Raw genomic sequence first — 26,641 nt, 5'->3', positions numbered from 1 at the left:
TCACTGTGGCTGGCCGGGAAGAGCCGTCCGGATCGTCGGGATCGAGCGGCTGATAACGCGCATAGGGACTGACTTCGGCCAGATGTCAGAAGGCGTGATGGCAATGTCGGCGGCCGCGCGCAGCAGGGTCCGAAAATTGCTGGGGTCATAATTGGGAATGCTCATGACGTCCGGCCTGCCTTAGCCAATTGACGGGCTAACCAGCCATGAGTGTCATTCCAGGCCAGGGTATCGCCGGTGGTGAGGTCAAGAACAAGAGCGCCGCCGCCGAAGCTGTGCAGCATGGGTTTGGAGCAGACATGCGCCCATTCGAAACCCCAAGGCCCGGTGAGCCCGAATTCCTGCGCACAGCGCCGGACAAAGCGGATCACCACCCCGGTATCGCCGGAGGGCGAGGCAGAAATCCGCAGGCGGCATTCGCTGGCCTGTTCGTCCACATTGAGATCAAAGCCATCCCGGAACGCGGCCCCATTGTCCGAGTGCTCCGGGGTTTCCTCATAAATTTGCCGGGCGCGAAGCAGGTTTTCTGGTGTGCGCACATCGAGTTCGGTTGCAAAGAGTGTCAAGTTGTCGGCCATCTGGCCCTCCAAATGCGAAAACCCGGCACGACGGCCGGGCGGGAAAAGAGGAGCGGGACGGCCGAGGCCGCCCCGCGGATGGATGGTTACTCGGCAGCAACTGGATGGACCGTGCGGCCATCATTCTCGACCGGTTCATCGAGGTCGCTATCGTCCGCGGCCTCCAGCTGGCCGGCACTGTCGCCGGCACTCTGCAGCACCGGATCCGCGGCCCCGCTGTCACCCGCAGGGCGGAGCACGTCAGGCAGCCAGTCGGATCCGGCGAGCAAGGTTTCGGCTTCGGCCGCCATATCACCTTTCTTGAGATGAGCTATGCGGTCGGCGGCGCGCTGGCCCTTGGCCTCTACAACGGCCTGCAGAATCCGGCCCTTGGTTACCCGGCCGAGATAGTTCGCCGCGGTCGGTGCCCAGAGTTTGGTCATGTCGAGCTCTACCGCCTGGGACACGCAGTCGGCATGAGCAAACACGCCGGGCCGGCGGTTCCAGGTTTCGTACACGGCATTGACGGACAGACTGACGGCATGAGCGAACAGCGCTGACCGGCTATCGGCATCCCACTCGCCCAGGGCGTCCCAAAGGTCCCCCGCGTCTTCCGGCAACGTCTTGCTCCAACCATCATGCCGGGCGCGAATGACTTCGGCGGCGGCACTGTCCTGCAGGCCGACACCGGCACCGCCGAAACTGCTGCTGCGCAGGTCAAGCTCGAGGCAGGTTTCCGGGGCGTTGCGATAGAATGCCTTCAGTACCAGGGCGTGGAGTGTTGCAAGCAAGGCGACGTCGGGGCAGGCGCCAAGAGCATAGCGCAGGCCGAGCGTACGATGTGCCGTCAGCTCGGCGAGCAGCTTGTCCGAGATCGGCGCGAGCCCCTCATCGTCCTCGGTGTCCGTGGCCTCCGGGATCGCAGCCATGGCAGCGGCAGAGGCCGCCTGGTTTTCCAGCCCAGTCTCACCGCCGGCATTATCAGCGCGGTCCGTTCCGGGCTCATCCTCGGGTCGGACGTAACCACTTTCGATGCGCAGACGGCCGTCACCGGCAATGCTGATGAAAGCGCCGGCCAGGGCAATCTCCTCGGGATCGTATTGCATCGGACGATCCTCGAAACCAGCGAGCGCCGTTTCGAGTTCGGCCAAGCGCTGGTCCACCTCGTCAGGCAGGTCGTCTCCGCCGTCCTCGTATTGGGCGACCAACTGATCGTATTCACCCTGGAGAGCGGCCCGGGCAGCTTCTTCCTCTGCCGTCAGCGGAACGGTCTCGCCATGGATGCGACGAAGGCCATAGCTATGGCCATAGGGAAAGTCCGCCGCCACCTGCACCCATTTCCAGCCTTCGGCCGCGATCGGCTCAGCGCATTCCTGGAGTTTTTCGACGACGAGCCGATCGAGCAGAGACGCGTCCTGCAGCCAGCCGCCGTCGTCGGATTCGAACAAGTCCCGCAGCACAGTCCCACCGGCTTTGATATAGGCACCAACACCAACGAACTGTGCCCGCTTGTCCGAGGCCCGCACGGCACCTTCGGTCAGCATGCGCCGGATCGAATATGGCGTCTTGTCGTAAGATGACTTCACGCGCTCGAAGACCTCCTCCTGCCTCCCATGATCACCGGTGACCGTGAAGGCCATTAGCTGGTCGAGGGACACGGCGTCCTCGGCATAAGCGTTGAGCAGGACCGGCGAGACGGCGGCGAGCTTGAGCCGCTGCTTGACCACATTGAGTGAAACAAAGAACGCGGCGGCGATTTCTTCCGCGCTCTGGCCTTTCTCCCGCAGCGTCAGAAAGGCACGAAATTGGTCGAGCGGATGCAGCGCCTCGCGGTGCACATTTTCAGCCAGGGAATCTTCTTCGGCGATGCCACCCTCCCGAACCAGGCAAGGGATCAGCGCATCCTTCGCCAGGCGCCTTTGCTTGACCAGCCGTTCGAGCGCCCGGAAGCGGCGGCCACCGGCCGGGACTTCATACATACCGGTTTCGGCACCGGTCTCGTCCATGACGGGCCGGACGCTCAGGCCCTGCAGCAGGCCGCGCCGGGCAATATCTTCGGCCAGTTCCTCAATGGAAACACCGGCCTTGTTCTTGCGGACATTGGCCTGGCTCAACACGAGCTTGTCGAGAGGAATGTCCCGCGAGGTGCTGAGAGCGATCGCGGGCTTTTTCTTGGGGGTCGTGGACATGGATCATACTCCGTAACGGGCCGCCGGGAGCCTCTCTCCCGACCTGTCGACCCGTCACGACAAAGGGCGCCGCCCTCTAGCTCTGAGGACGGCGCCGCAATCTCGGGATTCGGGATGTTCACACCCGATCGAGCAGTTTCTTGGCCTTGCCTTCGAGATCGAGCCGGACATCCTGATGCGGCTTGTCTCGGGCCATGCGGGTAATGCCCTGGACGAAATCGAAAATGGATTCGGGCTTGCGGCCTTCTTTGACGAAGACCGTCTCGATGACCTTTGCCGTCTCGGCTCTGGAAAAGCCGCGCGCGCGCAGGAACTCGCTGCGGTCCTCGTCCGTGCGGGCCACGATCTGCTGCCGCGCCGACTTGATGCCATTGACGAAGGCCAGGGGCGAGGAATTGGCGAAGCGCGTCAGCGCCGGGGCGGCTTCGTGGGCAAAACGGGAAGCGGCATATTTGGAATGACGGATGGTGATCTCCTGAAAATCCTCCACGCCCCACAAATTGCGGTTCTGGCAGACCGCCCGGAGGTAAAAGCTGGCCATGCCCAAGGTTTTGGCGCCGACCTCAGAGTTCCAGCAATAGAAGCCGCGGAAGAACAGGTCCGGCTCACCATTGGGCAGCCGCCCGGCCTCGATGGGGTTGCGGTCATCGACCAGGAACAGGAAGACATCACGATCGGAGGCATAAAGCGTGGTCGTATCCTTGGCGATATCCACATCGGGATTGTAGATGCCGCTCGACCAATCCAGCACGCCGGGCACCTTCCATCTGGTGTCACCGGTGCCGTTGCCTGCAATCTTCTGTACCGCTTCCACCAGCTCGTGGTCATAGATGCGGCCATAATCGGGCCCGGTCACGGCCCGTAGTTCGACCCGGCCATCCGTAGTTTCGAGCGTTTTGATTTGTTCGGCACGATGACTGCTGAGGCCATACTGCAGATTGATCGCGGCTAGCGGTGCTGGCAATTGCCGCAGATAGGCGGCGGGCGCGCCGACCAAGCTGGATAACTGTCCAAAACTCCAGTGCGTCGGCGCCGCAGGACTATCCGCGCCCGGCAGCATCAACGCCATGTGTTCAGGATTGTCGCTGCGGGCCTCAACCCGGATCGCCGCACTGTCAACCGTGCGCGTCCGGCTTCGCTCGGCCCGTTCCCGAACGGAGGCATAGAGTTCGGACAAGGACAGATAGCGCTGGTCGTCGGGCCGGTTGAACCATTCCGAGCTCACTCGCCCGATCCGCTCCCCCCGGCTGACATCGACACGATAGCCGACATGTTTTCGATGAACCGCATCCAGAACTTCCACACTGCTCATTGTATTTCTCCAAGCGGGCCGGCGGAGAACTCTCTCTCGCCCTCAACCCGTCATTTCCTGGAGACCGCCCTCTCCCTCCACAGACCCAAAAGGGAGGAAGGACCTCGCCGAGGCGGGGTATCGCCGCCCATCGAGCCATGTTAGATTAATTCAGATATATACGGTTTTCGAGATCGATCATGGAATCGGACATATCCACGCTTGCCGGACGGGTCGCCGCACGCATGGCCGAGTTGGGTCTATCCCAAGCAGACATCGCCCGGCGCGGGCGCTTCAACGCCACGTTTGTGTCAGATCTCTTGCGGGGCAAGAAACTCACGTTGCACGCGGGCAATTATGGTCGCCTGGCAAGGGCTCTACTAACGACGCAGGCCTACCTGCAGACAGGAACCCAGCCGTCCGAGGCCGAAATTGATCGGATCAAGACAGAGGTTGGATGGCAACCAGAATACGCTCCCGCCGAGCCGGAACTCAGTCCGGACGCCGCCGCTGACCTTGACGCCATTGCCAGGCATCTTGCGGACCAGGCGGCGTCGCGTGCGGAGATCAAAAAAGCCGAGGAACTGGGCAGGTTTCCTGTATATCGATCGGGCGGTCGCTTTGATGGCGGCAGCATTGTCGAGAGCTTCCCCCTCTACCACCTCACCCTGCCGATCAAGGTGCAGTCGAACGGGCTTTATGCCGTCGCCATCTCCGACACGACCATGTCCCCGCGCTACGAACCGGGTGAGCTGGCCTACGCCCACAAGAGCGCCATAGCTCGCCCCAAGGACTATGTGTCGATCCTGGTCAAAGGGCGCGTGAATTATCGCGACACGATCATCGCCTATATCCGCCAATTGGTGCATGAAAGCGCCGATGAGGTTATCGTCCGGCAGATTTCTCCCAGCATCGAAACCCGCTTTGCCCGCGACAGCATCGAGGGAATCCATCGCGTCGTGTTCGCCGGCGAGCCTATCGAAGAGATCGGCCTTTAGCTTCTGTTTACCGTGTTAGATCAATTCAGACGTAGAAGATTTTGTTTCGGCCTATGAAGCGGTCAATGCCAATGGGTGGCATCGACAAGGAGGCCGAGATGGTCAATTTCAGTTTTTGCCGCGAGAACATTCTCGCGAAGTACGCGTCGCTTCTGGATACGCCGATCCAGGAAGACGATCCCCGCTATGACGACTACATGATCGTCATGGGGACCGAGTTCCGCGCAGAGGCGTATGCCAGCCAGGAAGCGCGCGATGCCAGGCTCGGCACGGCAAGCGAGCACATCGAGTACGTTGCGGTCAGTGCCGAAGAGGTCGCGGCCGTCGAGTATCCTTTGTGCCGGATGGCCATCGGCCCGGAACTGAATGACGCCGGCTTCGAATGCGTCGCTTCCGCCGTGCTTGGAGCCGCCATTGATTTCGACGGCGCCGAAGATACCAGCAGCCTTCACATGGACGTCGTCATCGCCCGCACCGAATACCTGGTGCGCTCCGCTGGCCCGTCCGGTTTGCCCCAGGTGAGCTGGCGGCCTCTTTTCAAGCCCTATGATCCTCAGGATGACCAGAAGGTGGAACGCGAAACCGCTTCCTGGCTGCGGGGCTTTGTTGCCGGCCACTTCGCTCCGATGGCGCGGTAGCAACGAGCGAGCCGATCCGATCTGGGTGGTAATCTCGGGCGGCCGGGCACTTCGTGCCCTGGCCGTCCGAGGCCTCCGCGACCTAACCAACTGGCCTGCAACACGCTTTTCCATTCAATCCTGCCACGCCCAAGGGCCTCTGGCCCATCTAGGCTTCACGCCTCAGCCAGTCGACGACGTCAGATCATGGACCAAGACACCGAACTCAAGAACGGCGCTGCAGCATTTGCCCGGACCCTGGTGGGACCGGCAGGGCGGATTTCGTTCGACATCGCCGTTGGCCAGCACCTCGGCTGGTTTTCAACGGCGCTGGCGCGCGGATTGTCCTGGCACCAGATCATCGAACTTCTGCGGCGCGCGAGTGTCACCCGTGACGATGGGCGGCCGCTGGCACGGGGGCACCTGAGCGCCGTCTATTCGCGGCAGCGGCGCAAGGTTCACCAGCAACCCCCGGGCAATGCGGTCGAGCCACCGCCGGCTATTGGCGCCCGACCGCCAAAACCTCCGTGGCAACCGCCCTCGTCGCCCGCCCGCCCCAGGCCTGCCTCTTCGACACAGAAGGTGCAGCGCGACCCTGAACAGGCGTCGGGTACCCGCCCGACGGAGCAGACCTCAACACCAACCAATTCTGCGATCCGGTCATTCATGAACCGCGCAGCAAAACAAAGGAATGGAAACAATGAACGCTGAAATGCTCTGGCACCTCATCGTCAACTGCGCGCCTGCGGCCGGGCGGCTGGTGGTCATCACCGACATCGTGGCGCGTCTCGCCACGCGCTTCGAAGCGACAGGTCATTTGCCTGACCTGTTCCCGGTCAACCTTGCCCGTGGCGGCGCCAGCGGCCCGGAACTGATGGTGCATGCTGTCGGCGAGATTGGGGGCAAGCTGATGGTGCTGGCCGATCTGCTGGCGGACCCGAAATTGGCGGGCCAGTTCCATGTTGCGGCCAGCAATGTCGTCGATGTGCAGCCCGAAGATATCGCAAGTGGTCGCATCGCTCCCCCCAAGGCCGGGTTGCTCCTCAGTTATGACGGCATGCCGGTTCTGGTAATCGGGGGTGAGGCTGAACGCCTGGTGCTGAAGATGGAAAACTTTGATCGGGCACTGATCGGATTGACCGCCGAATTGCCGGGATTGTGGGAGCGGGTCCGGCGCGCCGAAGGCAAGGTGGCCGAAAAGACCCAGGCGGCGGAAGCGAAAGGGCGCGGTCGCACGCGTGAGGGTCAGCGCCGCCATGAGGGCGCTCGGCAGCGTGTAAAGTTGCAGGAACGGCAGGAGTGCATCGGCCCGACCGGCCAGCTTGGGCTTACCCTCCCGGCCGCGACCTTTCTCCCAACCCCGATGGTTGGTGGTGTGGGTCCAGTGTCTGGAGATGACCTCCTGCTCGTTCCCATTCAGGGGCGTAAAGAGACGCCAGGCGCCTACCCGCCACGCAAGATCGTCGACCGGCTTCGCGCGGGTCTCGCTGTACAGGCCATCCTGGCCGATTGCGGCCTGCGTGCATTGCTGGGAGATCGGACCCGCGCCCGGGACGAACTGCAGAAGGCTTTGCCGCGCACGGGCGCACATCTGCGCGACATCGGGACTGGGCACCTTGTCGTCTGGACCGAATTCGACAATGTCGAACAGGTCGAACACTGGGCCAAAGCCAAATATGCCGGCCACCCCAAGATCCGCAATCTCAATGCTATTCCTCTGGATGGTGAACTGGCGCCGGTAAAAATCCTCTCGCGCGCCCTCGCCCATGCCGAAAGGATCGTGGTGGCGTACGATCGCGCCGAGCGCGAACCGCCGGAACTGGCCGCTATCATCATTCGTGAAGCCTATGCCGAAAGTCCGCACACCAATCTGGGCCTTGATGATCTGTTCCAGATCGCCATGCTTGGCAACATCAACCCGCTCACCTTCTGGTCCCGGTCCCATGATGATCATGCCCTGGCATTCGAAGCCGCTAGGATCGCGGGCCGCGTGCAGGCCGGGGCCAGGGTGATGGTGCCGCCGCACATCCAGGATGTTTTCCGCGAAGTGCTCACGGACGGGCCCAGTCGGGACCATCCGGACAGTGACGCCAGTATCGTCGTGGCGCTCAGGCGTTTGGCTCAGGCGATGGCCGACCTGATCGGGCCGGACAAGTTGCTGCGCGCACTTTCGGACGCTGCCGGCACCGACCAGCACCTGGTTGTTGCGCGCAAAACCCGTAAGGTCTCGGTGATTTCGAACGACTAGAGAGCGGCTGAAGGCCCACCGAGCACCTTCAACATTCTGATATGCAAGCTCTTTTCCGCCTCAATCGTTCCAGACCGATGAGGCGGAAAATCGGAAAGACTGAAGGCTCCACCAACCCCGGAGCCGACCATGACTACCCCTTCTTCCCTTCTTTCGACGAGTGCGCTGACGCCTCCGATCGGCATCGTGCTCGATGCCGATGACGGCGGTGTCGGCAAGACCCATACCGCCGTCCAGTTCATCACCGCCTTCCGCCTCGCCGGCTATCCGCTCGACTTGTTCCAGCTCGACAGCAAGCGCACCCTGGCGGAAAAGTCGGGCGAGAGCGTCACCAGCCTGCTGGTTCCCGACCGGCATGACGTCAATGCCGACGCGGTAACCGGGGCCGATGTCCTGGCACCGTGGTATCGCGCCGCAACGGCCATGCCCGAGACCGGCCGCTCGTGCCTTCTTGAAGTCGGTGGCGCCCTGTCGCCGGTCTATCATGAGGCGATTACCGATTTCGATCTTGAGGAAGATATCGACCTCCTGGGTCTGGGCATCGTGACCGTCATCGTCACCAAGGCGGGTGGCGACGCCGCCTCGCAGCTGGTGCGCGTCGTGCGCCGCACCGAGCGCAACCTGCCGGGCAGCCCCATTATCGTCGCCCGCAACGAAATGGTCGGCTCGCCGATCACTGCCGCGGCCGAGCTCGACAAGGGCTTGCGCAAGCAGGTGCTCGACGTCTTTGATCGCTATCCCTCGATCCGCCTCCCGCGCCTCAACCCCCGCACCATGGTGCTCTATGAGCGCCTGCCCGTCCTGCCTTCGACGGTCGTCGGCTGGCATGCGGACAATTACGCCGAGGCCCTGCGCCAGACCGGCAAGCCGCGCGACGAGGCCAAGCGCTTCGTGCGCGACGTGGCGGCCTGGACCGGAACGATCCAGGAGGAGCTGACCCGCGTGATGCCCTTCCTCGCCGGGGAGAGCGTCGATGCCTGATCTGGAAAAGTTCAAGACCTCGGTGGCGGCAATCGCCCGGGACGCGAAAGAGGAGACGGGCGCATTCATCGCCCGTCTCAAGTCGCTCAGTGCCGAGGAGTTTCTGCGCCTGTCACGCCACGATGTCGAACGGCTGAGCCTGGCCCAATATATCGACGTCGCGCGGGCCATCGCGCCCGACATCCTGCCGATCGCCGCAATGCAGGCGGCTGATCCTGAGCCAGACAAACCTTCGTTCAACTGGACGCCCCGCCGGCTCTACGCCATTGCCATCAGCGCCAGTATCGCACTGGGTCTTGCCGGGTTCCTGGCGGCACCGATTGTGACCGAAGCGGTGTTCGACGCGCCGCTCGTCCGCTCCCAGACCGTGCTGGACTGGCCGGCCTGCCGCCGGCTCACGGCAGAGGTCGATGGCTGTGTCTATCGCCCCACCCAGGACCTGTCCTGGGACTATGTCGCCGCCATGCTCGAAATGGATCGCAACATCCTTCACCGCAACAATGCGCATCTGCCCCAAAACATGGTGCCCCGGGCCAGCCAGCTGGTTGTCTGGCGCTATCAGGGCCACCTGGAGAATTGATGATGAACACGCTTGAACTTGCCGAATACGAAGTGGTCCCCCTGACCTCGGCCATCTTCCGCGCCACCACGATGGCGCTGTTGACCGGTTTCATCCTCACCCTTGCGTTCATCTGCCTGCCTCTCTCCGGCTGGCAGGCCGACCAGCCGGTCACCGTGACCGCGCCCATGCTGGTCGATGCCCTGATGCGCCTCATCTCCTGGCGTGGTCAGGGCTGGCTCGACTACGACATTGCCGACCAGGTTCTGTTTCGCCTTTGCGGGATTGGTATCGGCATGGGCCTTGCCGGCTTGGCCGGGTTTGCCATCGCGCACGCAGCAACACCGGCAGTGGATACCCGCCAGCACTATAGTGGGCGGCGCCTCATCTTCGGCAAGGCGGCAGCAAGCGGCGCCAATGCCGAGATCCTGGCCAAAGCCGGCAAGCGGAAACAATGGATGCCTGAGCTCGCGCCCGGTGTCGCCTGGCCGCGGGGCTGGCAGGTTCTCAATCTGTTGATCCTCGGGGCGATCGGCTCGGGCAAAACGCGCATCCTGCTCAAGCTACTGGAAGTACTGCTCATGCAGGCCAAGCAGACGGGCCGCGATTTTGGTCTGCTCGTCTACGACGCCACCGGCGAAATCCTAGCCGGATTGCCCGTCGACAACAAAGACATTGCGGTCATTTCCAGCACCGGCCGGTCGCGCTATGGCTGGGCAATGAGCCGAGACATCCGCACGATCGATGACTGCGAATCCGCGGGGGCCCAGCGCGCCCTTGCGACGAAGGAGAGTGGCATGTGGCAGGACGGCGCCGCCACGCTCGACGCCGGCGTCATGGTTGAGTGCATGCGTAGCCATGAACACTGGTCCGCGCCGGAACTTTACGCCATGTCGCTGTCCGATCCGCTCTGGCTCAAGCAGCAATGGGAATTGCATTATCCTCCCGCGGCAGGGCTGATCGAAGTGGATGCTGCGGGGGAATTGTCCAAGACCACGGTGTCGCTGTTGATCACCTGGCGCATCAACGTCCTGCGCACGCTGCGTCCTTTGGCCGAGGCGTGGAACGACTTGCCGCCGCAACGCCAGTTCTCCTTCGCCGAATGGCTGCACGGCACCGGCAGGCAACCCCGCATTGTTGTGCTGCCCCGCAACGGGCGGCATCCCCGCATTTCGGCAGGCTGGATTTCCATGGCGATCGACGCAATTGCCGGTCATGTCGGCGATCCTGACCTGCCGGTCAGCCAGACCAGGTTGCGCACCATTGCCCTGGAGGAGGCGCCAACCCTGGGCATGCTGCCGCGCTGGCCGGAAATCCTCGATACCGGCAGAAACAAAGGCCTCTCGACCATTGCCGTTGCCCAAGACCTGACCCAGTTCCGCTCGGCGTATGGCGAGGTTTCTCGCTCGATCCTGCAACGGTTCCGCCTGAAAATCATCTGTGAGCAGACCCCCGGTCCGGATGCCAGGGAAATTGCCCAGCAATGGATCGGCATCCGCCAGGTCCGGGACTGGAAGTCCGCAAGGGTTGTTGACGGCAAAACCGTGCCCCCGGATCCGCAGGAGGTTCCCGTTATCCCCGAGGAGCATCTTTCCGACCGGCTTGGGGTTAGCGGCGGCGCCGTCCATGCCGTTCTTGTTGGCCTGAAACAGATCTACCGGCTGGAATGGCCGATCACCGTCTGGGCGCGTCGTCGCTGATACAGACAACCATCTGAAATCGCTGAGATTTCCTCGTCCAATCGTTCCTCCAAAAGGTGAGAAAATCAGGGATATCTAAAGGGCCTCCATTGGGGGCCCTTTTCTTGGTCGCTACATTCGCCGTTATCAAATCGTCGTCCTATTACACCCGTCAAGCCGCGGCAGCCGCACTTGACTACTACGCTGCCGACGACAGCGCCGGTATCTGGCTGCGCGGGCACGACGCCTTGGGCATCGCCGCCGGCCAGATCGTGCGGGCCGACGACTTCGACCGCATCTGCGCCGGGCTCGATGCCACCGGGAAGCCGCTGACCAAAGCAGGGGGCGGCCCCCGCATGCTGGGCATAGACGTGACCCTATCCGCGCCCAAGGGGTTTTCCGTCAAATTCGCATGCTCCCACGGGGCCTTGCGCCAGGTCTTCGCGGATATCGAGCAGGATGCGCTCGAAGACGTGGTTCGGCTGGTGGAGCAGGAAATTTCCCTGGCCCGACGCGGTCACAATGGCAGCCGTCGTGAACAGGCCAGTTTCGTTGCCGCCGCTTTCACGCATTCCGAGGCGCGTCCGGAACGCCATGCGGATGGCGTCGTCTTCGCCGATCCACAACGTCATCATCATCTCTGCATACCCAATATTGCCGAACGCGATGACGGCACTTGGGGTGGCATCGACTCGGTTGCACTGCGCAGCTGGAAAAAGGCACTGGGCGCGGTCTTCAGGCTGCGGCTCGCCAGTGGGCTGCAGGCGCACGGCTTCACCATTGAGCACGCCGATGACGAATGGAAGTGGTCGATTGCCGGTGTGCCAGAGACCCTCACCAAGTACTTCAGCGCTCGCCGGGCGACGCTGGAAGAAGAGTTGGCCGAGGCAGGACTGACCTCCGGTCAGGCGCCGGCTCTCGCCGCTGCGATCAACGCCACAGACCGCCGCACCAAACAGGATCTGAGTCTGAACCAGCTCACCGAACAGTGGCACGCGGCGGTTCGGGGTCTCGGCTTCGATCCCGAACAGATCGCCCTTGCAGGACGGCAGGTTGAGCAAGAGCCCCAGGATTTCAATGGAGCACGGAAAGAGCGCCTCGCCACTGTCCCGGAAAAACTGACCGAATACCAAGCGACCTTCTCGCGCCGCCAATTGATCGAAGTCAGCGCTAACACCCTCGTCGGCACCGGCGCGACGCTCGATGACGTCATTGCCGGTGCCGATGATCTCGTCGCCCGGAACAGCGTTCTTGAACGCGCCGAAACACGCGACGGGCCCGTTTACTCCACACCCCAGATGCTGGCGGCTGAGCGCGCCTTGGTGAACCTGGTGCGGCGCAATGCACAGGCCCGCGTGGTCGGTCCCGACCGGAGCGCCAGGGACGAAATGCTCGCCATTTCTGGCCTGAATGCCGAGCAACAGGATGTGGTGCGCGCCGCCACCAGCGGCGCCAGGTTTGTCCTCGTCCAGGGCGGTGCCGGGACGGGGAAATCCACGACCCTGAAAACCGTCGCCAAGACCTGGCAGACTGCAGGTTATCAGGTGAAGGGCGCCGCCGTGGCCTGGCGCCCCGCTAACATCCTCGGCACCGATCTCGGCGTTGAATCCCGCGCCATCGACGCCTGGTGCAAATCCATCGCCATGGGCAATCAGCCCTTCGGGGAAAAGACCTGCCTGATTGTCGAAGAAGCCGGCCTGCAGGCCACGCTGCAGACGCTCCAGCTGCTCGAGGCAGTGGACCGGACCGGCGGCGTGGTGGTGATGGTTGGCGACGAGGATCAACTCGTCCCCATCGGCGCCGGTCATGCCATGCGGCTCATGCGAGAAACGGTCGGTGCCACCCGCATCCAAACCGTCGTCCGCCAGCGCGAAAGCTGGGCGCGGCAAGCCCCGAAAGATTTCGCGCGTGGTAAGGCCGAAAAAGCTCTGACGGCCTTTTCCGAGCATGGCCAGATCGCATTTCAGTATAGCCCCCGTGCGACAGTAGAGGCCGTGGCCGATCACTGGAATGAGACCACGAGGACCGCCCCGGCCAAAAATGTGCTGGTGACGGCCAAGACCAATGCCGAAGTGCGGGCCTTGTCGGCCGCGATCCGCAATCGACTGCGGGAGCGTAGTGCGCTCACCGGGTCCGACTTCCAGATCGAAGCCGCGGATGCCTCCGGCAACCGGCACATACTGCGTCTCGCCATAGGCGATCAGGTGCGGTTTCTGCGCCGCCATGACGGACTCGGTGTCGTCAATGGCACCGAGGCCCGGATCGTCGCCATCGCACAGGACAAGGCGGGAATCATCCGGATCGAGGCCGAACGGGACGGGCAGCGAATCAGCTTTTCACCCAGCGACGTCGCCGATACCAAGGGCCGGGCCCGGCTCGCGCACGCCTATGCCGCAACGCTGTTCCAAGCGCAGGGTCTGACTGTTGACCACACCCTGGTCCTGCTGTCCGCTCGTTTTGACCGGCACGATGCCTATGTCGCCTCCAGCCGGGCGCGGGAAAGCACCGTATTCTTCATCGATGCGCGGACCCTGGATCGCGAACGCGAGCAGGACGCTCCGCTCGCCGCCGGTGAAGATCGGGACCAGGCGAGAATGACCTATCTGGGCAACCGCCTGGCCCGCCAGAGCATCAAGACCAACGCCCTCGACTACAATCCCGAGAAAGAGCCGGCACGGGCCCGGGCAAAAGGGCTTGACCATGAGCTCTAGCCGCCCGTCCGCGCCAAGACGCGCAGCAAAGCCACCCCGCAAGGTGCGGCCGCCGCGCCGCCCCGCGCGCGCACCGCGGGAATGGGAGCTGATCGATCAGTTGCCCTCGGCCCTGCCGATTACGCAGGCCGAGATCGAGGTGCTCGACAAAATGCTGGGGGCCCAGATCGACGCTATCCTCAAGGGGTAGGCATTTGACGGTGGCGGAGAAATTCGTCCTTGTTCTGCATGGACTTAGCTTGCACCGACAAGCGTTTGATGCGACGCTGCTGGCAAAATTCCAGGTAATCGGGAGGCCGTAAGACATGGCGTTCGGAAGCAAAGCCAATAGCATTGCACTCAAGGCCGCGGCCGCCCCCTTGAGGGCAGCACTCTACCTGCGCGTGTCGACGGGCCGTCAGGCAAAGCATGATGTGAGCCTGCCTTCGCAGCGCAAGCTCAACGCCGATTTCTGCGAGCGTGGCGGCTGGACCGTCGTCGATGAATATGTCGAACCGGGGCTGACCGCCACCGACGATCGGCGCCCCGCCTTTCAAGCCATGATCGACCGTGCCTGCGATCCCGACCATCCCTATGACGTCATCGTGGTCCATGCATTTTCTCGGTTCTATCGGGACGGCGCGGCTATGGAACTGGTCATCCGCAAGCTGCGCAGGCATGGCGTCGAAGTCGCGTCGGTCACCCAACCTAGCGGCGATGATCCCTCAGGCGCCATGATCCGCCAGATTATCGGCATTTTCGACGAGTATACCTCCAAGGAAAATGGGCGGCAGGTGACGCGCGCCATGACCGAGAATGCCCGCCAGGGGTTCTGGAACGGTGCCGCCCCGCCATTGGGCTACACCATCGTCGAAGCCGAACGGCGTGGCCAGAAGATCAAGAAAAAACTCGCTATCGATCCCGTCGAAGCCGAAACCGTGCGGCTGATTTTCCGGCTGTACCTGGAGGGCGACCCGGCCACGGCCAAGCCGCCCATGGGTATCAAGGAAGTGGTAAAATGGCTCAACAGCCACGGCTACCGCACCAAGAAGGGCGGCACCTTCGGTGTCGGACCAGTCCATCACATCCTCACCAACAAAGCCTATGTCGGGCGCTGGCACTATCACTCGCGCAATTCCAAGTCCGGTGGGAAACATCCGGCAGGCGAAGTTGTCGAAGTGCCGGTGCCGGCCATCATCGAGGATTCCGTGTTCGCGGCAGTCGAGGCCAAGCTCGCTGCCAACAATCCGCGCGTCAGTCCGGTCCGCGCCGTCAGCGGCCCGATCCTGCTCACCACTATCGCCACCTGCTCCCATTGCGGCGGCGGCATGACCCAGCGCACCGGCACGTCGGCAACCGGACGCGTCTATGAATATTATACTTGCGCCACCCGCGCCCAGAAGGGGCCGACGGCCTGCAAGGGCAATACGATCCCTATGGCCTATCTGGATGACATAGTTCTCAAAGCATTGAATGAGAAGCTGTTCGCGCCAGAACGGTTGGCCGGCCTGCTCACCGCCATTGCTGCCAAGCGCTCAGAGCGCGCGGAAGCTCATAATGCCCGGCTTGTGGCGCTGCAGATTGAGGCCGACACTGCCAAAGAGCGGCTGCAACGTCTTTACGCATTGGTCGAAGACGGCCTTGCCGAAATGGATGACCTGCTGCGCGAACGCATCACCATGCTGAAAGCCGACCGTGAGAAGGCGCAGGCCACCCTGGATCGGGCGCGCCGGGAGTTCGGCGGCGAAGCAGCGCTTGACCCCGAAAAGATCGCCGCCTTCTCCAGGCTGATGCGAGGGGTTTTGGAGAACGCCGACAACCCGACGCGCAAGGCCTATCTGCGTTCTCTGCTGACCGTGGAAGTCGGTCCGGAAAAGGTCCGCATCATGGGCAGCCGCGAAACGCTGTTTGCCGCCGCCAATGCCACCGATTCTTCAGGTGAAATAGTTCAGTTTTCTGGACTGAAATGGCGCGCCCTAAGAGATTCGAACTCCTGACCCCCAGATTCGTAGTCTGGTGCTCTATCCAGCTGAGCTAAGGGCGCGCACGGCCGTTTCATGTCGAAACGGCAATTTCAGGAAGCGGCGAGGACGCCTGACTGCCTGAAGCGGGGCAACCCATACAGGGGCGTTTCCGGCTTGGCAAGCGTCGAGGACGGTTTTTCTACGTGCTCTGGTTTTTCACCAGCAAGGCGTTCGGCAGGACCAGATCAAAGCGGGTTCCGACCGGCTGATCGACCAGGCTGATCTGGCCGCCATGGGCCTCCACGATCTCGCGGGCGATGGCCAGGCCCAGGCCGGTGCCGCCCGCCCGGGCCGAGCCTTCAAAGGCCACAAACAGCTTGTCACGGGCGCGTGGCGCCAGGCCAGGACCATTGTCGGAAACCGACAGGGTGATGCCCTGGGTGCCGGGCACGGCGGTGAACGAGACTTCGGGGGCCTCGATCTTGGTGCCGGCGGCTTCAAGGGCTTCGCGGGCGTTCTTGAGCAGGTTGAGCAGCACGCGGCCCATCTGGCCACTGTCGATATTGAGCAGCAGCGCATCGGGCGTTGCATTGGTGAAGGTGATACGGGGATGGGCAGACAGGCGGGCATCAAAGGCCGCCTCATCCACCAATGGCCGCAGGCGGGTGGGCGCCAGCACCGGCGGCAGCGCGGTTTCCCGCCCATAATCGAGCACCGACTGGGCAAAGCCGATGGCGCGATCGAGCGTGGTGACGAGGCGCGGCGCCAGGCGCTGCACCTTGGGATCATCCAGCGTGGCCACCTGATCGGAGAGCAGTTGCGCCGAGGTCAGGGTGTTGCGCAGATCGTGGTTGATCTTGGCCACGGCCAGACCCAGGTCGGCCAGATGGCGGCGCTGCCGCAGCAGGGTGAAAATATCGGTTTCCATGGCTGCCAGTTCGCGCTCGGCAATGCCGATTTCGTCGCGGCGGGCCGATGGCGCGATGATCAGGCTGCCATTTTCGGGCGCCTGGCGGAAGGCCAGCATGTTTTCGGTCAGCCGTCGCACCGGGTGAATGAACAGGTAGCTGGCCAGCAGATAAAGGGTCAGGGCGGTCAGCAGGGCCAGCGCCAGCGAGATGAACACCACCTGACCGGAATAATCGAGCATGTCCTGGCGCAAGGGCCGTTCGGGCATCAGCAGTTCGACCATGGTCTGGTCGAGATCGCCGGGCCCGATAATGCGCAGGGTGCGACCGGGGCCGGCCAGCAGGGTGTCGATGGCTCCCATGATCAGGCTGGGCAGGTCACGCTGGCGCATATCGGCGGTGACGACGAGTTCGGGGGTGACCGGATCGGCCAGTTCGATCAGCTGGCTCTGGCCGTCGCGGCGATAGACGATGGCATAGGCCCCCGCCGAGGTCAGCAGGCGGTCGGTCAGGCTGCGTGGCAGGGCCATGACATCGGGCACGGCATCAAGCACCCGCGCCCCGACCACACCGACGCGCAGGCGATCATCAAGCCAACTGGCCCGAAAATTGGCCAGCGAGGGCAAATAGACCACGATTTCGACCAGCAGGATCACCGCACTGATGGTGGCGATCAGCTTGATCGAGAGGCCGGAGAACCGGCCGGGCAAAGCGCTGCTTCTGGTTGTCATTGCCAGCCACTATAAGCGAAGCGCAAGCCTGCGTAAGCCCCGTAACCGCGCATTTCAGGGGAGCAGGCGCCGCAGTGCAGCACGCCGGAGAGCCCAGCGCGAGGGGCGCTGCTGGGCAGTGAACTGCCGCCCGAGATCCACCAGCAGGGCGGCGGGGCTGGCGGGCGGCAGCAGCATATCGGCCAGGTCGGCGGCGCCGATGCCCCGATCAAGCGCCAGGGCCAGCATGGCTGCCACCTCGCCGGCGCCGCTGCCCAGCACGGCGCCACCCAGAATGGCGCCGTTTTCGGCGACGATCAGTTTGGCGCTGCCCTGCAAATCGCCGGTGGCGCGGGCGGCGTCGGTTTCGCTGGCATTGGCGCGCAGCACCAGGGAACCGGCGCGCAAGGGCGACCCGTCGTCGTGCAGGCCGATCTGGGCCAGGGGTGGCGTGGTGTTGACGCTGCGGGGAATACGGAGCGGGGCAATGCGGGCGCTGGCCTGGCCGCTGGCACGGGCCAATGCAATGTCGGCCTGGCGCAGGGCGTGTTGCGCCTCAAAGACCCCGGCGGCGCCGCCGATGGCGGTGATCAGCTCGCTTGACGTCTGCCCCTCCGGGCTCACCAGCAGGCGCTCGGGGTGCAGGGGCTGGCGCTTGAGCCGGGCAGCCTCGAGCAGGGCCGGATCAAGATCGGGCACGCGACCGAGCGCCACCAGAATGTGGGAGACGTCCAGCGTCGCCAGACTGCCATCGGCATGGGCAAGGGCGACGCCCGTGCCCTGGGCCCGCGGCAGCACGGCGGTGACACTGGCCTCGGCAATGATATTGACCCCCTCCTCGCGCAGGGCACGCAGCACGATGTCCACCAGCTCGGGATCAAAGCCGGGCAGCAGCGGCCCCTGCGGCACCAGGGTCACATCGCACCCCAGCTGGCGATAGGCCTGCGCCAGTTCCAGCGCCGTGGCGTCGCCGCCCAGCACCAGCAAGTGGCTGAGCTTGCGCATATTGGCCAGGATGGTGTCGGGGGTGAAATAGGACACCTGATCAAGCCCCGGCAGCGCGGGCAGCGCCGGGCGACTGCCGGTGGCCAGCACGAACTGGCGGGCGCGAACCAGGGTGCTGCCGACGCGCAGGCTCTGCCGATCGGCAAACGCGGCGGGTGTGGTGAGCAGCGTGATGCCCAGCGCGGTCAGGCGCTCGGGCGAGGCATGCGGCGCGACAGAATCGGCAATGGCGGCGGCGCGCTCGGCGATGGCACGGAAACTGGGCTTTGGATCAACATTCCTCAGGCCCAGACCGTCGGCACTGCGCATGGCCTGGGCCCGCGCGGCGCTGGCCATGAAGGCAGCCCGCAACACCTGTCCGCGCGCCGCGTCGCCGGGTTCATCGCCATCGCGCTGCACCAGGACCACGCGGCGGTCGCGGGCCCGGGCCTTGATCGCCAGGGAAATGCCGAGCGCACCAGCACCAATGATGCAGAGATCGGTTTTGAGAAGTTCCGCCATGACCGCCAACGGCATAAGAGCTACAAGGGGACTTATGCGGCGATCCGCCCGGGAAAACAACGGGGCAAGACATGCCATGAACTAGCGCGTGGCGCGTTGACTTGGGGTCGAGTTTTCCCTATAGACGCCACCAACCCGCACCGTGGGCGCCCCGCGCTCCATGTGTGTCCGATATTCTTGCTCCAGAGCAGCAATCAAGAGGAACTGCGCCCAGCGCGGTTTGATTTCATGAAGCGTACTTATCAGCCGTCTCAGCTCGTGCGTGCCCGCCGCCATGGTTTCCGTGCGCGCATGGCTACCAAGGACGGTCGCGCCATCATCAACAAGCGCCGTCGCGACGGCCGCAAGAAGCTCACGGCCTAAGGTCGTCTGGCCGGATGACGGCCACGGCGCCAACGCCTGACGCCCTGCGTCGGCTGACCAGGCGCTCGCAGTTTCAACGGGCTGCCCGGGGCAATCGCGCCGGGCGCTCTGCATTTGGGCTACAGGTTGTTGCCGCGCCCATGGCAGAACCGGGTATCGGGTTTACCGTCACCAAGAAGACGGGCAACTCTCCTGAACGCAATCGCATAAAACGACGTTTGCGCGCCGCTGTGACAGCATGTGCGCGTGACTTTTTACCTGCCCACGACTATGTGCTGGTGGGTCGGCGCGAAGCGCTGAGCGAACCCTTTGCCAAGCTGGTTGCCGATCTGGGTGACTTGATCGTGCGTGTGCACGCCCCCCGATCGACCGATCAGCGCAATTCTTCCGGCCGCGGCCCACGGAAACCAAAACAATGACCGACAATCGCAATGTGATCCTGGCCATCATCCTCAGCATGATCGTGCTGTTTGGCTGGCAGTTCTTCATTGCCGGCCCGCAATTGGAACGGGCGCAGCAGCAGGCGCAGATTGCCACCGAGCAGGCCCAGAGCGAAGCGGCACTGGCGACTCCGGCAGCAACCCCAGCCGCCGCCGGCACGCCGGGGACGGTTGGCCCCGATGGCAAGGTGTTCTATGCCGACCGCGCTGAAGCCATTGCCGCCAGCGAGCGTGTCACCATTGATACCCCGGACCTGCACGGCTCGATCAACCTGACCGGCGCGCGGCTCGACGATCTTGAGCTCAAGCAATATCGCGAGACGGTCGATCCGGATTCCCCGATCATCACCCTGCTGACGCCCGCTGGCGCGCCCGGTGCCTATTTTGCCGAACAGGGCTTCGTCCCCGGTGCCGGCGCCGATATTGCCGTGCCCGATGGCCAGAGCGTGTGGGCGGTTGAGGGCAATGCCACAGCCCTGAGCGCAACCACGCCGGTCACCCTGCGCTGGGACAATGGCGAGGGCCTGATCTTCCGCCGCACCTTTGCGGTTGATGAGTTCTATCTGTTCACCGTCACCCAATCGGTCGAGAACACGACCAGCGGCGAAGTCTCGCTGTTCCCCTATGCCCGCGTCGCCCGCCACGGCACGCCCAAGGTCGCCAACTTCTTCATCCAGCATGAGGGCCCGCACGGCGTGCTGGGCTCCAACAACATGATCTCCAAGAAGTACAGCGATCTGCAGAATGATCAGCAGGTCAGGCTCGACAACACCACGGGCTGGCTGGGTTTCTCGGACAAGTACTGGGCCACAGCGGTGCTGCCCGAGCCCGGCGAAACCATCAACGCGCTGTTTTCCTGGAAAAATACCGGGTCGTATGACGACTACCAGACCAGTTTTGTGGAAACCACGCCGGTGGTGGTCGCCCCCGGCGCCACGGCAACCCACCAGAGCTATCTGTTCGCCGGCGCCAAGGAAGAAGCCGTCATCAATCGCTATCAGCAGGAATACGGTTTTGACCGCATCGACCTGTTGATCGACTGGGGCTGGCTCAGCTTCATCACCAAGCCGATGTACTATGCGCTGACCTTCCTCAACGGCATTATCGGCAATTTCGGCCTCGCCGTGATGGCGGTGACCGTGATCGTCAAGGCGCTGTTCTTCCCGCTGGCCAGCCGCTCCTATGCCTCGATGGCCGCGATGCGCCGGGTGCAGCCGGAGATGAAGTCGATCCAGGAGCGCTTCAAGGACGATCGCCCGGCCCAGCAGCAGGCGATGATGGAGCTCTACAAGACAGAGAAGATCAATCCGCTGTCCGGCTGTTGGCCTGTGCTGATCCAGATCCCGGTGTTCTTCGCGCTCTATACCGTCATTTTCATCAGCCTCGACATGCGCCATGCGCCGTTCTTCGGCTGGATTCAGGATCTGGCGGCGCCCGATCCAACCAATATCTTCACGCTGTTCGGCCTGATCCCGTGGGATCCGACCGTCATGCCGTTCATTGGCGGCTTCCTGCATCTGGGTATCTGGCCGGTGATCATGGGCATCACCATGTGGGTGCAGATGAAGCTGAACCCGCCGCCACCAGATCCGACCCAGGCGATGATCTTCAACTGGATGCCGGTGATCTTCACCTTCATGCTGGGCACCTTCCCCGCCGGTCTGGTGATCTACTGGGCCTGGAACAATGCGCTGTCAGTGACCCAGCAGTATTTCATCATGAAGCGCCACGGCGTCGATGTGGATCTGATTGGCAATATCCTGGGCTCGTTCAAGCGCAAGCCGGCGGCGGACGAACCGACCAAGTCCTGATCGCCACAACCGATCAACCATGCTACATGCCCGCCGGACCCTCCGGCGGGCAAATTGTTTGAAGGCAGCAGCACCATGAGCACTATCGATTACGCCCCCGACATGATCGAACGCGGCCGGCTGCTGTTTGCGCGGCCCTTCCTGTTCGTCAAAGGCTGCGTCAGCATTGCCGATCTGCCCGAGATGGATCGCGTGGAAATCTCCTTTGCCGGACGCTCCAATGTCGGCAAGTCGAGCCTGATCAACGCGCTGTGCGGCACCTCGGGGCTGGCGCGCACCTCCAATACGCCGGGCCGCACCCAGGAGCTCAACATCTTTGAGAGCCAGAGCGAGAACCTGCGCATCGTCGACATGCCGGGCTATGGCTATGCCAAGGCGCCGCAGGACAAGGTGCGGCAGTGGACCAAGCTGATTCACCGCTATCTGGTGGGCCGCGCCACGCTGCGCCGGGTCTATGTGCTGATCGATGGCCGCCACGGCCCCAAGGACACCGATCTGACGGTGATGGACGAGCTCGACAATTCGGCCGTCAGCTATCAGATCGTGCTGACCAAGGCGGACAAGCCGGGCAAGGAAGAGCTCGACCAGGTGATTGCCGCGACCAGGGCGGCCATTGCCAAGCGCCCCGCCGCGCATCCCCATGTCATCCTGACCTCGTCGGTCAAGGGCGATGGCCTGCGGGAACTGCGCACCGAAATCGCCATGCTGCTGGAAAACTAGGCCGCTTCACCTGTCGCGGACGCGCTCCTGCGCCGCCCTCCCCCGTAGCGGGAAGGGCGCCATCGCACCACGTCATCGTGAATGGGAAAGCTCCCGGGCCGCTCAGGCCGCCCGGCGGTGACCCGCGCCGCCCGTTCCCTCGGCGATGGTGAAGACGTCAACGATACGGTCCAGCTGGGCCGCCTGCGCCTCGGTCTGCTCAATGGCCGCATTGGTCTGTTCCACCAGCGCGGCATTGTGCTGGGTGATTTCATCCATCTGCCGCACGGCGATGGACACTTCCTCGATCGCCGATGCCTGGCTTTGGCTGGCGCTGGCAATCTCCCCGATCAGCGTGGCGCTCTGGGTCACCGAGTCATTGAGCGCGACGATGCGTTCGGCAATATCGGCGACCAGCTTGGTGCCACCGGCCACCTCGCCGGCCGAAACGTCGATCAATTGCTTGATGTCGGAGGAGGCGCTTGCGGCCGATTGCGCCAGGCGCCGCACTTCCACCGCCACCACGGCAAAGCCCTTGCCGGCATCCCCGGCGCGCGCCGCTTCCACAGACGCGTTCAGCGCCAGCAGATTGGTCTGGAAGGCGATGTCGTCGATCAGCCCGATAATGCTGGAAATCTTGGCCGAAGAACTCGATATGGCCGCCATGGCCGCCGTGGCTGTCTGCATGGCCTGGCCACTTTCCACCGCAATCAGCGAAGCGGCCGACACGGCCTGATTGGCCTCGCGGGCGCGGCCGGCATTGGCCCCGACAGTGGCCGACAGATGCTCAATGGTCGCCGACGTCTGCTCCACCGTGGCCGCCTGGCGGGTGGTGCGCTCGGACAGGTCATTGGCGCCGATGAGTATCTCCCCGGTCGCGGTCTTGAGCGCCCGCGAGGTGACACGCAGATCGGCCACCACACTGGACAGCTTCTCGGCCACCGCATTGGTGTTGTCGCGCAGGTCGGCAAAGGCGCCGGTGAACGCCCCCTCGACGCGGGCCGTCAGGTCAGCCTGCGCCAGGGCCGACAGCACCCGGCCGGTGCTGGTCAGGCCCAGATCGACCGCCTCGAGCAGCGCATTGACCTCGGTGGCCAACTGGCGGAGCTCGGCTTGCTGATAGGCCACATCCACCCGCCGGCCGAGATCACCGGCCATGACGGCGCGCAGCGTGGCCTGCAGGTCATCGGTCAGCTTGTCGGCCGCCTGGCGGCGCTGGCCCGCCTCCGCATCGCGCTGCCGTTCGCTTGCCTCCAGCGCAGCCTGTTCAACCAGCGCGGCGCGAAAGCCCTGCAAGGCGTCGAACATCACCGTCAGTTCGTCGCTCGCCTTCTGGGCGGGAATATCGACGTCCGTCGTGCCGGCGGCAAGGTCGCCGGTGAGCCGGACCAGCGTCTTGAGCCGCCGCGAGACGACACGCTGGAACAGCACGAATACCGCCAGACACCCCGATGCGGCGGCAGCGCCAGCCAGGACCAGCGGCACGATGACCACCATATTGTCCTGCGCCAGCAACTGGGCGATTGCCATGCTGCCAAAGATGGCGACCAGTGCACCAAATCCGAGAAAAGCGAGAACGAGCTTCTGCGTGATGGAGAGTTTGCCGAAATTGAACACGATGGGCACCGAGCAACTAACAGGTGAAGTTCGGGCTACAATGGCCATTCATGCTTAATGGCGCGTTGACGGGCCGCCGATTGCCCTGGGGCATTGCGCCGCAAGCCTTGTGCAATCCAGCGGCAGCGGCGCTGCCGCCGCCACGATTCAGCGGCTTTTGAAAAACTGGCCGATATAGCCGGCCATGTCGGCGCTGTGTGAGGGCGTGGCGACCGAGGCGACGGCCTTGTCCACCAGCGCATCGGGCGCCTTGCCGCGCCGCAGCTCGGCCAGGGCGATGGTATAGTCGTCATCGAATTCGGGATGGGGCTGGAAGCTGAGCGCGGCCCCATTGCCATAGGCAAGTCCGGCATTGGGGGTGAAATCGGAGGCCAGGATCACCGTGGCATCGGCGGGCGGCGTCAGCACCTGGTCCTGATGCGAACAGGCCACGGCCAGCGCTGCAGGCGCATGCTGCATGAAGCCGGGCCGTTCGGTCACCGCATAGGTGTGCCGCCCCAGGCCCCAGCCCTTGTCGGACTTGCGCACGTCGCCACCCAGCGCGTCGGCCATGATCTGATGGCCGAAGCAGACGCCCAGCATTGGCGTGCGCTGCCCATAGCCCCTGCGGATGAAATCGCGCAGTGGATCGAGCCAGGGCAGGGTGTCGTAAACGCCAGCTGCCGAGCCGGTGATGACCATGCCCTCAATCGTGTCGAGCTGCGGAAACGGCTCGCCATCGGCAATATTGATGGTCTGGTAGCTGAAGCCCTGCCCCGTCTGGTCGAACATGGTTTCGAACATTTTGCGGTAGGGGCCGAATGTCGGGCGCAGGGCGAGCGGGACTTCGCCGGTCTGGATGATGGTGAGTTTCATGGGTGGCAATCTGGCGGGTGAGAGCACCCTTAAACCCCCAAGTTCGACGCAAGGCAATGGGTCGCGTCGAGCGCAGGCTTGATTGTCTGGCGGCCAGGCCGGGCCGGCGCCGGCATTGTCTAGGCAGCGATGAAATTCAGCGCCACGCCATTGATGCAATAGCGCAGGCCGGTGGGCTGGGGACCATCCTCGAACACATGACCCTGATGGCCACCGCAATTGGAGCAGTGGACTTCGGTGCGCGTCATGAACAGGGATGTGTCGACGGTGGTGCCGAGGGCGCCATCGATGAAGGTGTAGAAGCTGGGCCAGCCGGTGCCGCTGTCAAATTTGGTGTCCGAGGTGAACAGCGGCTGGGCGCAGCCGGCGCAGACAAAGGTGCCCGCGCGCTTTTCGCTATCGAGGGGCGAGCTGAACGGCCGCTCGGTGGCTTCGTGGCGCAGCACGTCATAGGCAGCCGGGTCGAGCCTGGCGCGCCATTGCTCATCGGTGAGCTGGAACGGAAAATCGCCCTCGGCGGCCTGGAGGGTGCCCGTGGGGCGCAGACCAGCAAAGGCCGCGACGGCGGCGATGGCCGTGCCACCCAGCAGCAGATTGCGACGATTGACAGTCATGTCAGTTCTCCTTGGTGACGATGCCCCGCGCCCGGGACCGCAGGAGGGTATGCGGGCGGCGGCGCGGGGCGAATGACGTGCACTGTATTTCTTGGGCAAGACAGTGGCACGTCAACTTGTGGTGAGAGGCGGCAAACCCGTCGCCTCTCTCAAGGTGCCATTCGGCATGGCGCCCTGATTGGTTACATTGCCGACTTTGGCGTCAGCACGGCATCGATCACGTGGATGACGCCATTGGACTGCAGCACGTCAGCGATGGTGACATTGGCAACGGTGCCGTTCTCATCGGTGACCGTGACGCCGCCATTCTCCGACTTCAGGGTCAGCTTGCAGCCACCAACGGTGTCCACGATATGCTCGCCGCCATCGGCTTCAACCATGCCGACGATGTCGGTGGAGAGGGCCTTGGCCGGGATCACGTGGCAGGCCAGAATGGTGGCCAGCGTATCCTTGTTTTCTGGCTTGAGCAGGGTGTCGACAGTGCCAGCTGGCAGGGCGTCAAATGCTGCGTTGACGGGCGCCAGCACGGTGAACGGGCCTGCGCCGGACAGCGTCTCGACCAGGCCGGCGGCCTGCACGGCGGCAACCAGCGTGGTGTGGTCGGCCGAGTTGACGGCGTTTTCAACGATGTTCTTGTCGGCCATCATGGCAGCGCCGCCGACCATTGGATTGTCCTGGGCCATAGCGCCACCGATAGCGGCGGCGGAGATCATGGTGGCGACGGTGAGTGCGCGAAGAGAAAAGTTCATGGGGTAGTTCCTTCCTGTGTTTCGTTCCCATTGTTCGGCTGGGACATGAGAAAGAACGGGGTGCCCTCCAGTTAAGTTTCAGATTGTTTCATCTGAGGGAAAAATAATTGAATAGTTTCTTGTGCACGCCGAAATCGCTTTGCTTTCAGGCGCCTCAGCACAACTGCCGCCACCCCTTTCCGGGTGACGGCAGTACTTTTGATGATAATTTTTATTCTTGTTTTGGCGCGATCCAACTGCGTCAGATCTGCGTAACGGCGCCCTTGGCCACAACGGGTCCATGCGGATTGCCATCGGGCGAGCCGCCGGCCTGTTCGAGCGTAATGGCCAGTACCGAGCCTTCGCCCCAGCCGGCCATGACCTCGGGGCTGATTGCGACGGCGCTGCGGGCATTGACCGGAATGACGCCCATGGAGATCGGGTCATTGCCGCCCTGGATGGCCCAGAGCTCGAAATCCTTGTCTGGCACCGCGTCGCCGGACAGCGCCGTCAGCCGCACATTGCCGCTGCCGTCATAGAGCGCGACGAACTTGACCGCGCTGCCCTCTTCTTCCAGCGCCGCCACCAATTGGGTGGTGAGGCTCGACACATCATTG

25 protein-coding genes and 1 tRNA gene are annotated in these 26,641 nt (G+C 63.6%); 14 read left to right on the top strand and 12 right to left on the bottom strand.

Annotation, left to right across the window (positions count from 1 at the left end):
* The 4 genes from Q8O80_RS17285 to Q8O80_RS17270 form a co-directional block, all read right to left on the bottom strand.
* Nucleotides 1-165 (bottom strand): hypothetical protein, encoded by a 165-nt coding sequence (locus Q8O80_RS17285; protein WP_305581525.1) that lies wholly within the window; start codon nt 163-165, stop codon nt 1-3.
* The gene (locus Q8O80_RS17280; protein ID WP_305581523.1) at nt 162-578 is read right to left on the bottom strand and encodes a hypothetical protein; all 417 of its coding nucleotides are present in this window, start codon (nt 576-578) and stop codon (nt 162-164) included. The genes Q8O80_RS17285 and Q8O80_RS17280 overlap by 4 nt, the downstream gene beginning before the upstream one ends.
* Before the next feature lie 86 nt (nt 579-664).
* A complete protein-coding gene (locus Q8O80_RS17275; RefSeq protein WP_305581521.1) occupies nt 665-2,746 on the bottom strand; it encodes a ParB N-terminal domain-containing protein in 2,082 nt (693 codons plus the stop codon).
* Between the two features lie 118 nt (nt 2,747-2,864).
* Nucleotides 2,865-4,058 (bottom strand): DUF932 domain-containing protein, encoded by a 1,194-nt coding sequence (locus Q8O80_RS17270; RefSeq protein WP_305581519.1) that lies wholly within the window; start codon nt 4,056-4,058, stop codon nt 2,865-2,867.
* A gap of 224 nt (nt 4,059-4,282) precedes the next feature.
* Here Q8O80_RS17270 and Q8O80_RS17265 point away from each other — a divergent pair, with 224 nt between their 5' ends.
* From Q8O80_RS17265 to Q8O80_RS17220, 10 genes are all read left to right on the top strand, one after another.
* The gene (locus tag Q8O80_RS17265) at nt 4,283-5,035 is read left to right on the top strand and encodes a hypothetical protein (protein WP_305581517.1); all 753 of its coding nucleotides are present in this window, start codon (nt 4,283-4,285) and stop codon (nt 5,033-5,035) included.
* Nucleotides 5,036-5,106: 71 nt separating this feature from the next.
* Entirely contained in the window at nt 5,107-5,673 is a 567-nt protein-coding gene (locus Q8O80_RS17260; RefSeq protein ID WP_305581515.1) for a hypothetical protein, read from the top strand.
* Between the two features lie 186 nt (nt 5,674-5,859).
* Complete coding sequence (locus Q8O80_RS17255) at nt 5,860-6,363, top strand: hypothetical protein (RefSeq protein ID WP_305581513.1); 504 nt, start codon at nt 5,860-5,862, stop codon at nt 6,361-6,363.
* Entirely contained in the window at nt 6,353-7,900 is a 1,548-nt protein-coding gene (locus tag Q8O80_RS17250) for a hypothetical protein (RefSeq protein ID WP_305581511.1), read from the top strand. Before Q8O80_RS17255 ends, Q8O80_RS17250 begins: the two co-directional genes overlap by 11 nt.
* A gap of 129 nt (nt 7,901-8,029) precedes the next feature.
* Complete coding sequence (locus Q8O80_RS17245) at nt 8,030-8,881, top strand: hypothetical protein (RefSeq protein ID WP_305581509.1); 852 nt, start codon at nt 8,030-8,032, stop codon at nt 8,879-8,881.
* Nucleotides 8,874-9,461 carry a hypothetical protein gene (locus Q8O80_RS17240; protein ID WP_254674030.1) on the top strand — a complete coding sequence of 196 codons (588 nt, stop codon included), beginning with the start codon at nt 8,874-8,876 and terminating at the stop codon, nt 9,459-9,461. The genes Q8O80_RS17245 and Q8O80_RS17240 overlap by 8 nt, the downstream gene beginning before the upstream one ends.
* A 2-nt stretch (nt 9,462-9,463) precedes the next feature.
* Nucleotides 9,464-11,140, top strand: coding sequence for a type IV secretion system DNA-binding domain-containing protein (locus Q8O80_RS17235; RefSeq protein WP_305581505.1), 1,677 nt, complete (start codon nt 9,464-9,466; stop codon nt 11,138-11,140).
* A gap of 104 nt (nt 11,141-11,244) precedes the next feature.
* The gene (gene mobF, locus Q8O80_RS17230) at nt 11,245-13,830 is read left to right on the top strand and encodes a MobF family relaxase (RefSeq protein WP_305581503.1); all 2,586 of its coding nucleotides are present in this window, start codon (nt 11,245-11,247) and stop codon (nt 13,828-13,830) included.
* Entirely contained in the window at nt 13,820-14,020 is a 201-nt protein-coding gene (locus Q8O80_RS17225; protein WP_305581501.1) for a hypothetical protein, read from the top strand. The genes mobF and Q8O80_RS17225 overlap by 11 nt, the downstream gene beginning before the upstream one ends.
* A gap of 115 nt (nt 14,021-14,135) precedes the next feature.
* Nucleotides 14,136-15,806, top strand: coding sequence for a recombinase family protein (locus Q8O80_RS17220; RefSeq protein WP_305581499.1), 1,671 nt, complete (start codon nt 14,136-14,138; stop codon nt 15,804-15,806).
* On the opposite strand, the gene Q8O80_RS17215 is transcribed toward Q8O80_RS17220, so the two are convergent.
* The 3 genes from Q8O80_RS17215 to Q8O80_RS17205 all read right to left on the bottom strand — a co-directional run bounded on the left by Q8O80_RS17215 (nt 15,777) and on the right by Q8O80_RS17205 (nt 18,897).
* Nucleotides 15,777-15,853: transfer RNA gene (locus Q8O80_RS17215), tRNA-Arg, on the bottom strand. The genes Q8O80_RS17220 and Q8O80_RS17215 overlap by 30 nt on opposite strands.
* A 119-nt stretch (nt 15,854-15,972) precedes the next feature.
* Nucleotides 15,973-17,412 (bottom strand): HAMP domain-containing sensor histidine kinase, encoded by a 1,440-nt coding sequence (locus tag Q8O80_RS17210; protein ID WP_305581497.1) that lies wholly within the window; start codon nt 17,410-17,412, stop codon nt 15,973-15,975.
* A 54-nt stretch (nt 17,413-17,466) separates the two neighbouring features.
* Complete coding sequence (locus Q8O80_RS17205; protein ID WP_305581495.1) at nt 17,467-18,897, bottom strand: FAD-dependent oxidoreductase; 1,431 nt, start codon at nt 18,895-18,897, stop codon at nt 17,467-17,469.
* 228 nt (nt 18,898-19,125) lie between these two features.
* On the opposite strand from Q8O80_RS17205, the gene rpmH reads away from it, so the two are divergent.
* The 4 genes from rpmH (at nt 19,126) to yihA (ending at nt 22,231) form a co-directional block, all read left to right on the top strand.
* The gene (gene rpmH / locus Q8O80_RS17200; protein ID WP_046136922.1) at nt 19,126-19,260 is read left to right on the top strand and encodes a 50S ribosomal protein L34; all 135 of its coding nucleotides are present in this window, start codon (nt 19,126-19,128) and stop codon (nt 19,258-19,260) included.
* 14 nt (nt 19,261-19,274) lie between these two features.
* The gene (gene rnpA, locus Q8O80_RS17195; protein ID WP_305581489.1) at nt 19,275-19,679 is read left to right on the top strand and encodes a ribonuclease P protein component; all 405 of its coding nucleotides are present in this window, start codon (nt 19,275-19,277) and stop codon (nt 19,677-19,679) included.
* Nucleotides 19,676-21,511 carry a membrane protein insertase YidC gene (gene yidC / locus Q8O80_RS17190; RefSeq protein WP_305581486.1) on the top strand — a complete coding sequence of 612 codons (1,836 nt, stop codon included), beginning with the start codon at nt 19,676-19,678 and terminating at the stop codon, nt 21,509-21,511. The genes rnpA and yidC overlap by 4 nt, the downstream gene beginning before the upstream one ends.
* 75 nt (nt 21,512-21,586) lie before the next feature.
* Nucleotides 21,587-22,231 carry a ribosome biogenesis GTP-binding protein YihA/YsxC gene (gene yihA / locus Q8O80_RS17185; protein WP_305581484.1) on the top strand — a complete coding sequence of 215 codons (645 nt, stop codon included), beginning with the start codon at nt 21,587-21,589 and terminating at the stop codon, nt 22,229-22,231.
* A gap of 102 nt (nt 22,232-22,333) precedes the next feature.
* Here the strand turns inward: yihA and Q8O80_RS17180 are convergent, their stop codons facing one another.
* From Q8O80_RS17180 to Q8O80_RS17160, 5 genes are all read right to left on the bottom strand, one after another.
* On the bottom strand, nt 22,334-23,827 hold the full coding sequence (locus tag Q8O80_RS17180) for a methyl-accepting chemotaxis protein (RefSeq protein ID WP_305581482.1): 1,494 nt from the start codon (nt 23,825-23,827) through the stop codon (nt 22,334-22,336).
* Nucleotides 23,828-23,974: 147 nt separating this feature from the next.
* On the bottom strand, nt 23,975-24,682 hold the full coding sequence (locus Q8O80_RS17175; RefSeq protein ID WP_305581480.1) for a type 1 glutamine amidotransferase: 708 nt from the start codon (nt 24,680-24,682) through the stop codon (nt 23,975-23,977).
* A 119-nt stretch (nt 24,683-24,801) separates the two neighbouring features.
* A complete protein-coding gene (gene msrB, locus Q8O80_RS17170) occupies nt 24,802-25,296 on the bottom strand; it encodes a peptide-methionine (R)-S-oxide reductase MsrB (RefSeq protein ID WP_305581478.1) in 495 nt (164 codons plus the stop codon).
* Nucleotides 25,297-25,478: 182 nt separating this feature from the next.
* A complete protein-coding gene (locus Q8O80_RS17165; protein WP_305581582.1) occupies nt 25,479-26,009 on the bottom strand; it encodes a fasciclin domain-containing protein in 531 nt (176 codons plus the stop codon).
* 277 nt (nt 26,010-26,286) lie between these two features.
* Nucleotides 26,287-26,641 (bottom strand): anti-sigma factor domain-containing protein (locus Q8O80_RS17160; protein WP_305581476.1); only part of this gene is annotated, 355 nt, incomplete at its 5' end.

This window comes from Devosia sp. (assembly GCF_030689745.1).
In the GTDB taxonomy this organism is placed as follows: Bacteria; Pseudomonadota; Alphaproteobacteria; order Rhizobiales; family Devosiaceae; genus Devosia; species Devosia alba.
The sequence above is the reverse complement of the archived record's forward strand: the minus strand, read 5'-3'. Positions and strand labels throughout refer to the sequence as shown.

Coding starts and splice junctions, on each gene's coding strand:
- Q8O80_RS17285 (WP_305581525.1), bottom strand. CDS start 165: ATGAGCATTCCCAATTATGACCCCAGCAATTTTCGGACCCTGCTGCGC.
- Q8O80_RS17280 (WP_305581523.1), bottom strand. CDS start 578: ATGGCCGACAACTTGACACTCTTTGCAACCGAACTCGATGTGCGCACA.
- Q8O80_RS17275 (WP_305581521.1), bottom strand. CDS start 2,746: ATGTCCACGACCCCCAAGAAAAAGCCCGCGATCGCTCTCAGCACCTCG.
- Q8O80_RS17270 (WP_305581519.1), bottom strand. CDS start 4,058: ATGAGCAGTGTGGAAGTTCTGGATGCGGTTCATCGAAAACATGTCGGC.
- Q8O80_RS17265 (WP_305581517.1), top strand. CDS start 4,283: ATGGCCGAGTTGGGTCTATCCCAAGCAGACATCGCCCGGCGCGGGCGC.
- Q8O80_RS17260 (WP_305581515.1), top strand. CDS start 5,107: ATGGGTGGCATCGACAAGGAGGCCGAGATGGTCAATTTCAGTTTTTGC.
- Q8O80_RS17255 (WP_305581513.1), top strand. CDS start 5,860: ATGGACCAAGACACCGAACTCAAGAACGGCGCTGCAGCATTTGCCCGG.
- Q8O80_RS17250 (WP_305581511.1), top strand. CDS start 6,353: ATGAACGCTGAAATGCTCTGGCACCTCATCGTCAACTGCGCGCCTGCG.
- Q8O80_RS17245 (WP_305581509.1), top strand. CDS start 8,030: ATGACTACCCCTTCTTCCCTTCTTTCGACGAGTGCGCTGACGCCTCCG.
- Q8O80_RS17240 (WP_254674030.1), top strand. CDS start 8,874: ATGCCTGATCTGGAAAAGTTCAAGACCTCGGTGGCGGCAATCGCCCGG.
- Q8O80_RS17235 (WP_305581505.1), top strand. CDS start 9,464: ATGAACACGCTTGAACTTGCCGAATACGAAGTGGTCCCCCTGACCTCG.
- Q8O80_RS17225 (WP_305581501.1), top strand. CDS start 13,820: ATGAGCTCTAGCCGCCCGTCCGCGCCAAGACGCGCAGCAAAGCCACCC.
- Q8O80_RS17220 (WP_305581499.1), top strand. CDS start 14,136: ATGGCGTTCGGAAGCAAAGCCAATAGCATTGCACTCAAGGCCGCGGCC.
- Q8O80_RS17210 (WP_305581497.1), bottom strand. CDS start 17,412: ATGACAACCAGAAGCAGCGCTTTGCCCGGCCGGTTCTCCGGCCTCTCG.
- Q8O80_RS17205 (WP_305581495.1), bottom strand. CDS start 18,897: ATGGCGGAACTTCTCAAAACCGATCTCTGCATCATTGGTGCTGGTGCG.
- rpmH (WP_046136922.1), top strand. CDS start 19,126: ATGAAGCGTACTTATCAGCCGTCTCAGCTCGTGCGTGCCCGCCGCCAT.
- rnpA (WP_305581489.1), top strand. CDS start 19,275: ATGACGGCCACGGCGCCAACGCCTGACGCCCTGCGTCGGCTGACCAGG.
- yidC (WP_305581486.1), top strand. CDS start 19,676: ATGACCGACAATCGCAATGTGATCCTGGCCATCATCCTCAGCATGATC.
- yihA (WP_305581484.1), top strand. CDS start 21,587: ATGAGCACTATCGATTACGCCCCCGACATGATCGAACGCGGCCGGCTG.
- Q8O80_RS17175 (WP_305581480.1), bottom strand. CDS start 24,682: ATGAAACTCACCATCATCCAGACCGGCGAAGTCCCGCTCGCCCTGCGC.
- msrB (WP_305581478.1), bottom strand. CDS start 25,296: ATGACTGTCAATCGTCGCAATCTGCTGCTGGGTGGCACGGCCATCGCC.
- Q8O80_RS17165 (WP_305581582.1), bottom strand. CDS start 26,009: ATGATCTCCGCCGCCGCTATCGGTGGCGCTATGGCCCAGGACAATCCA.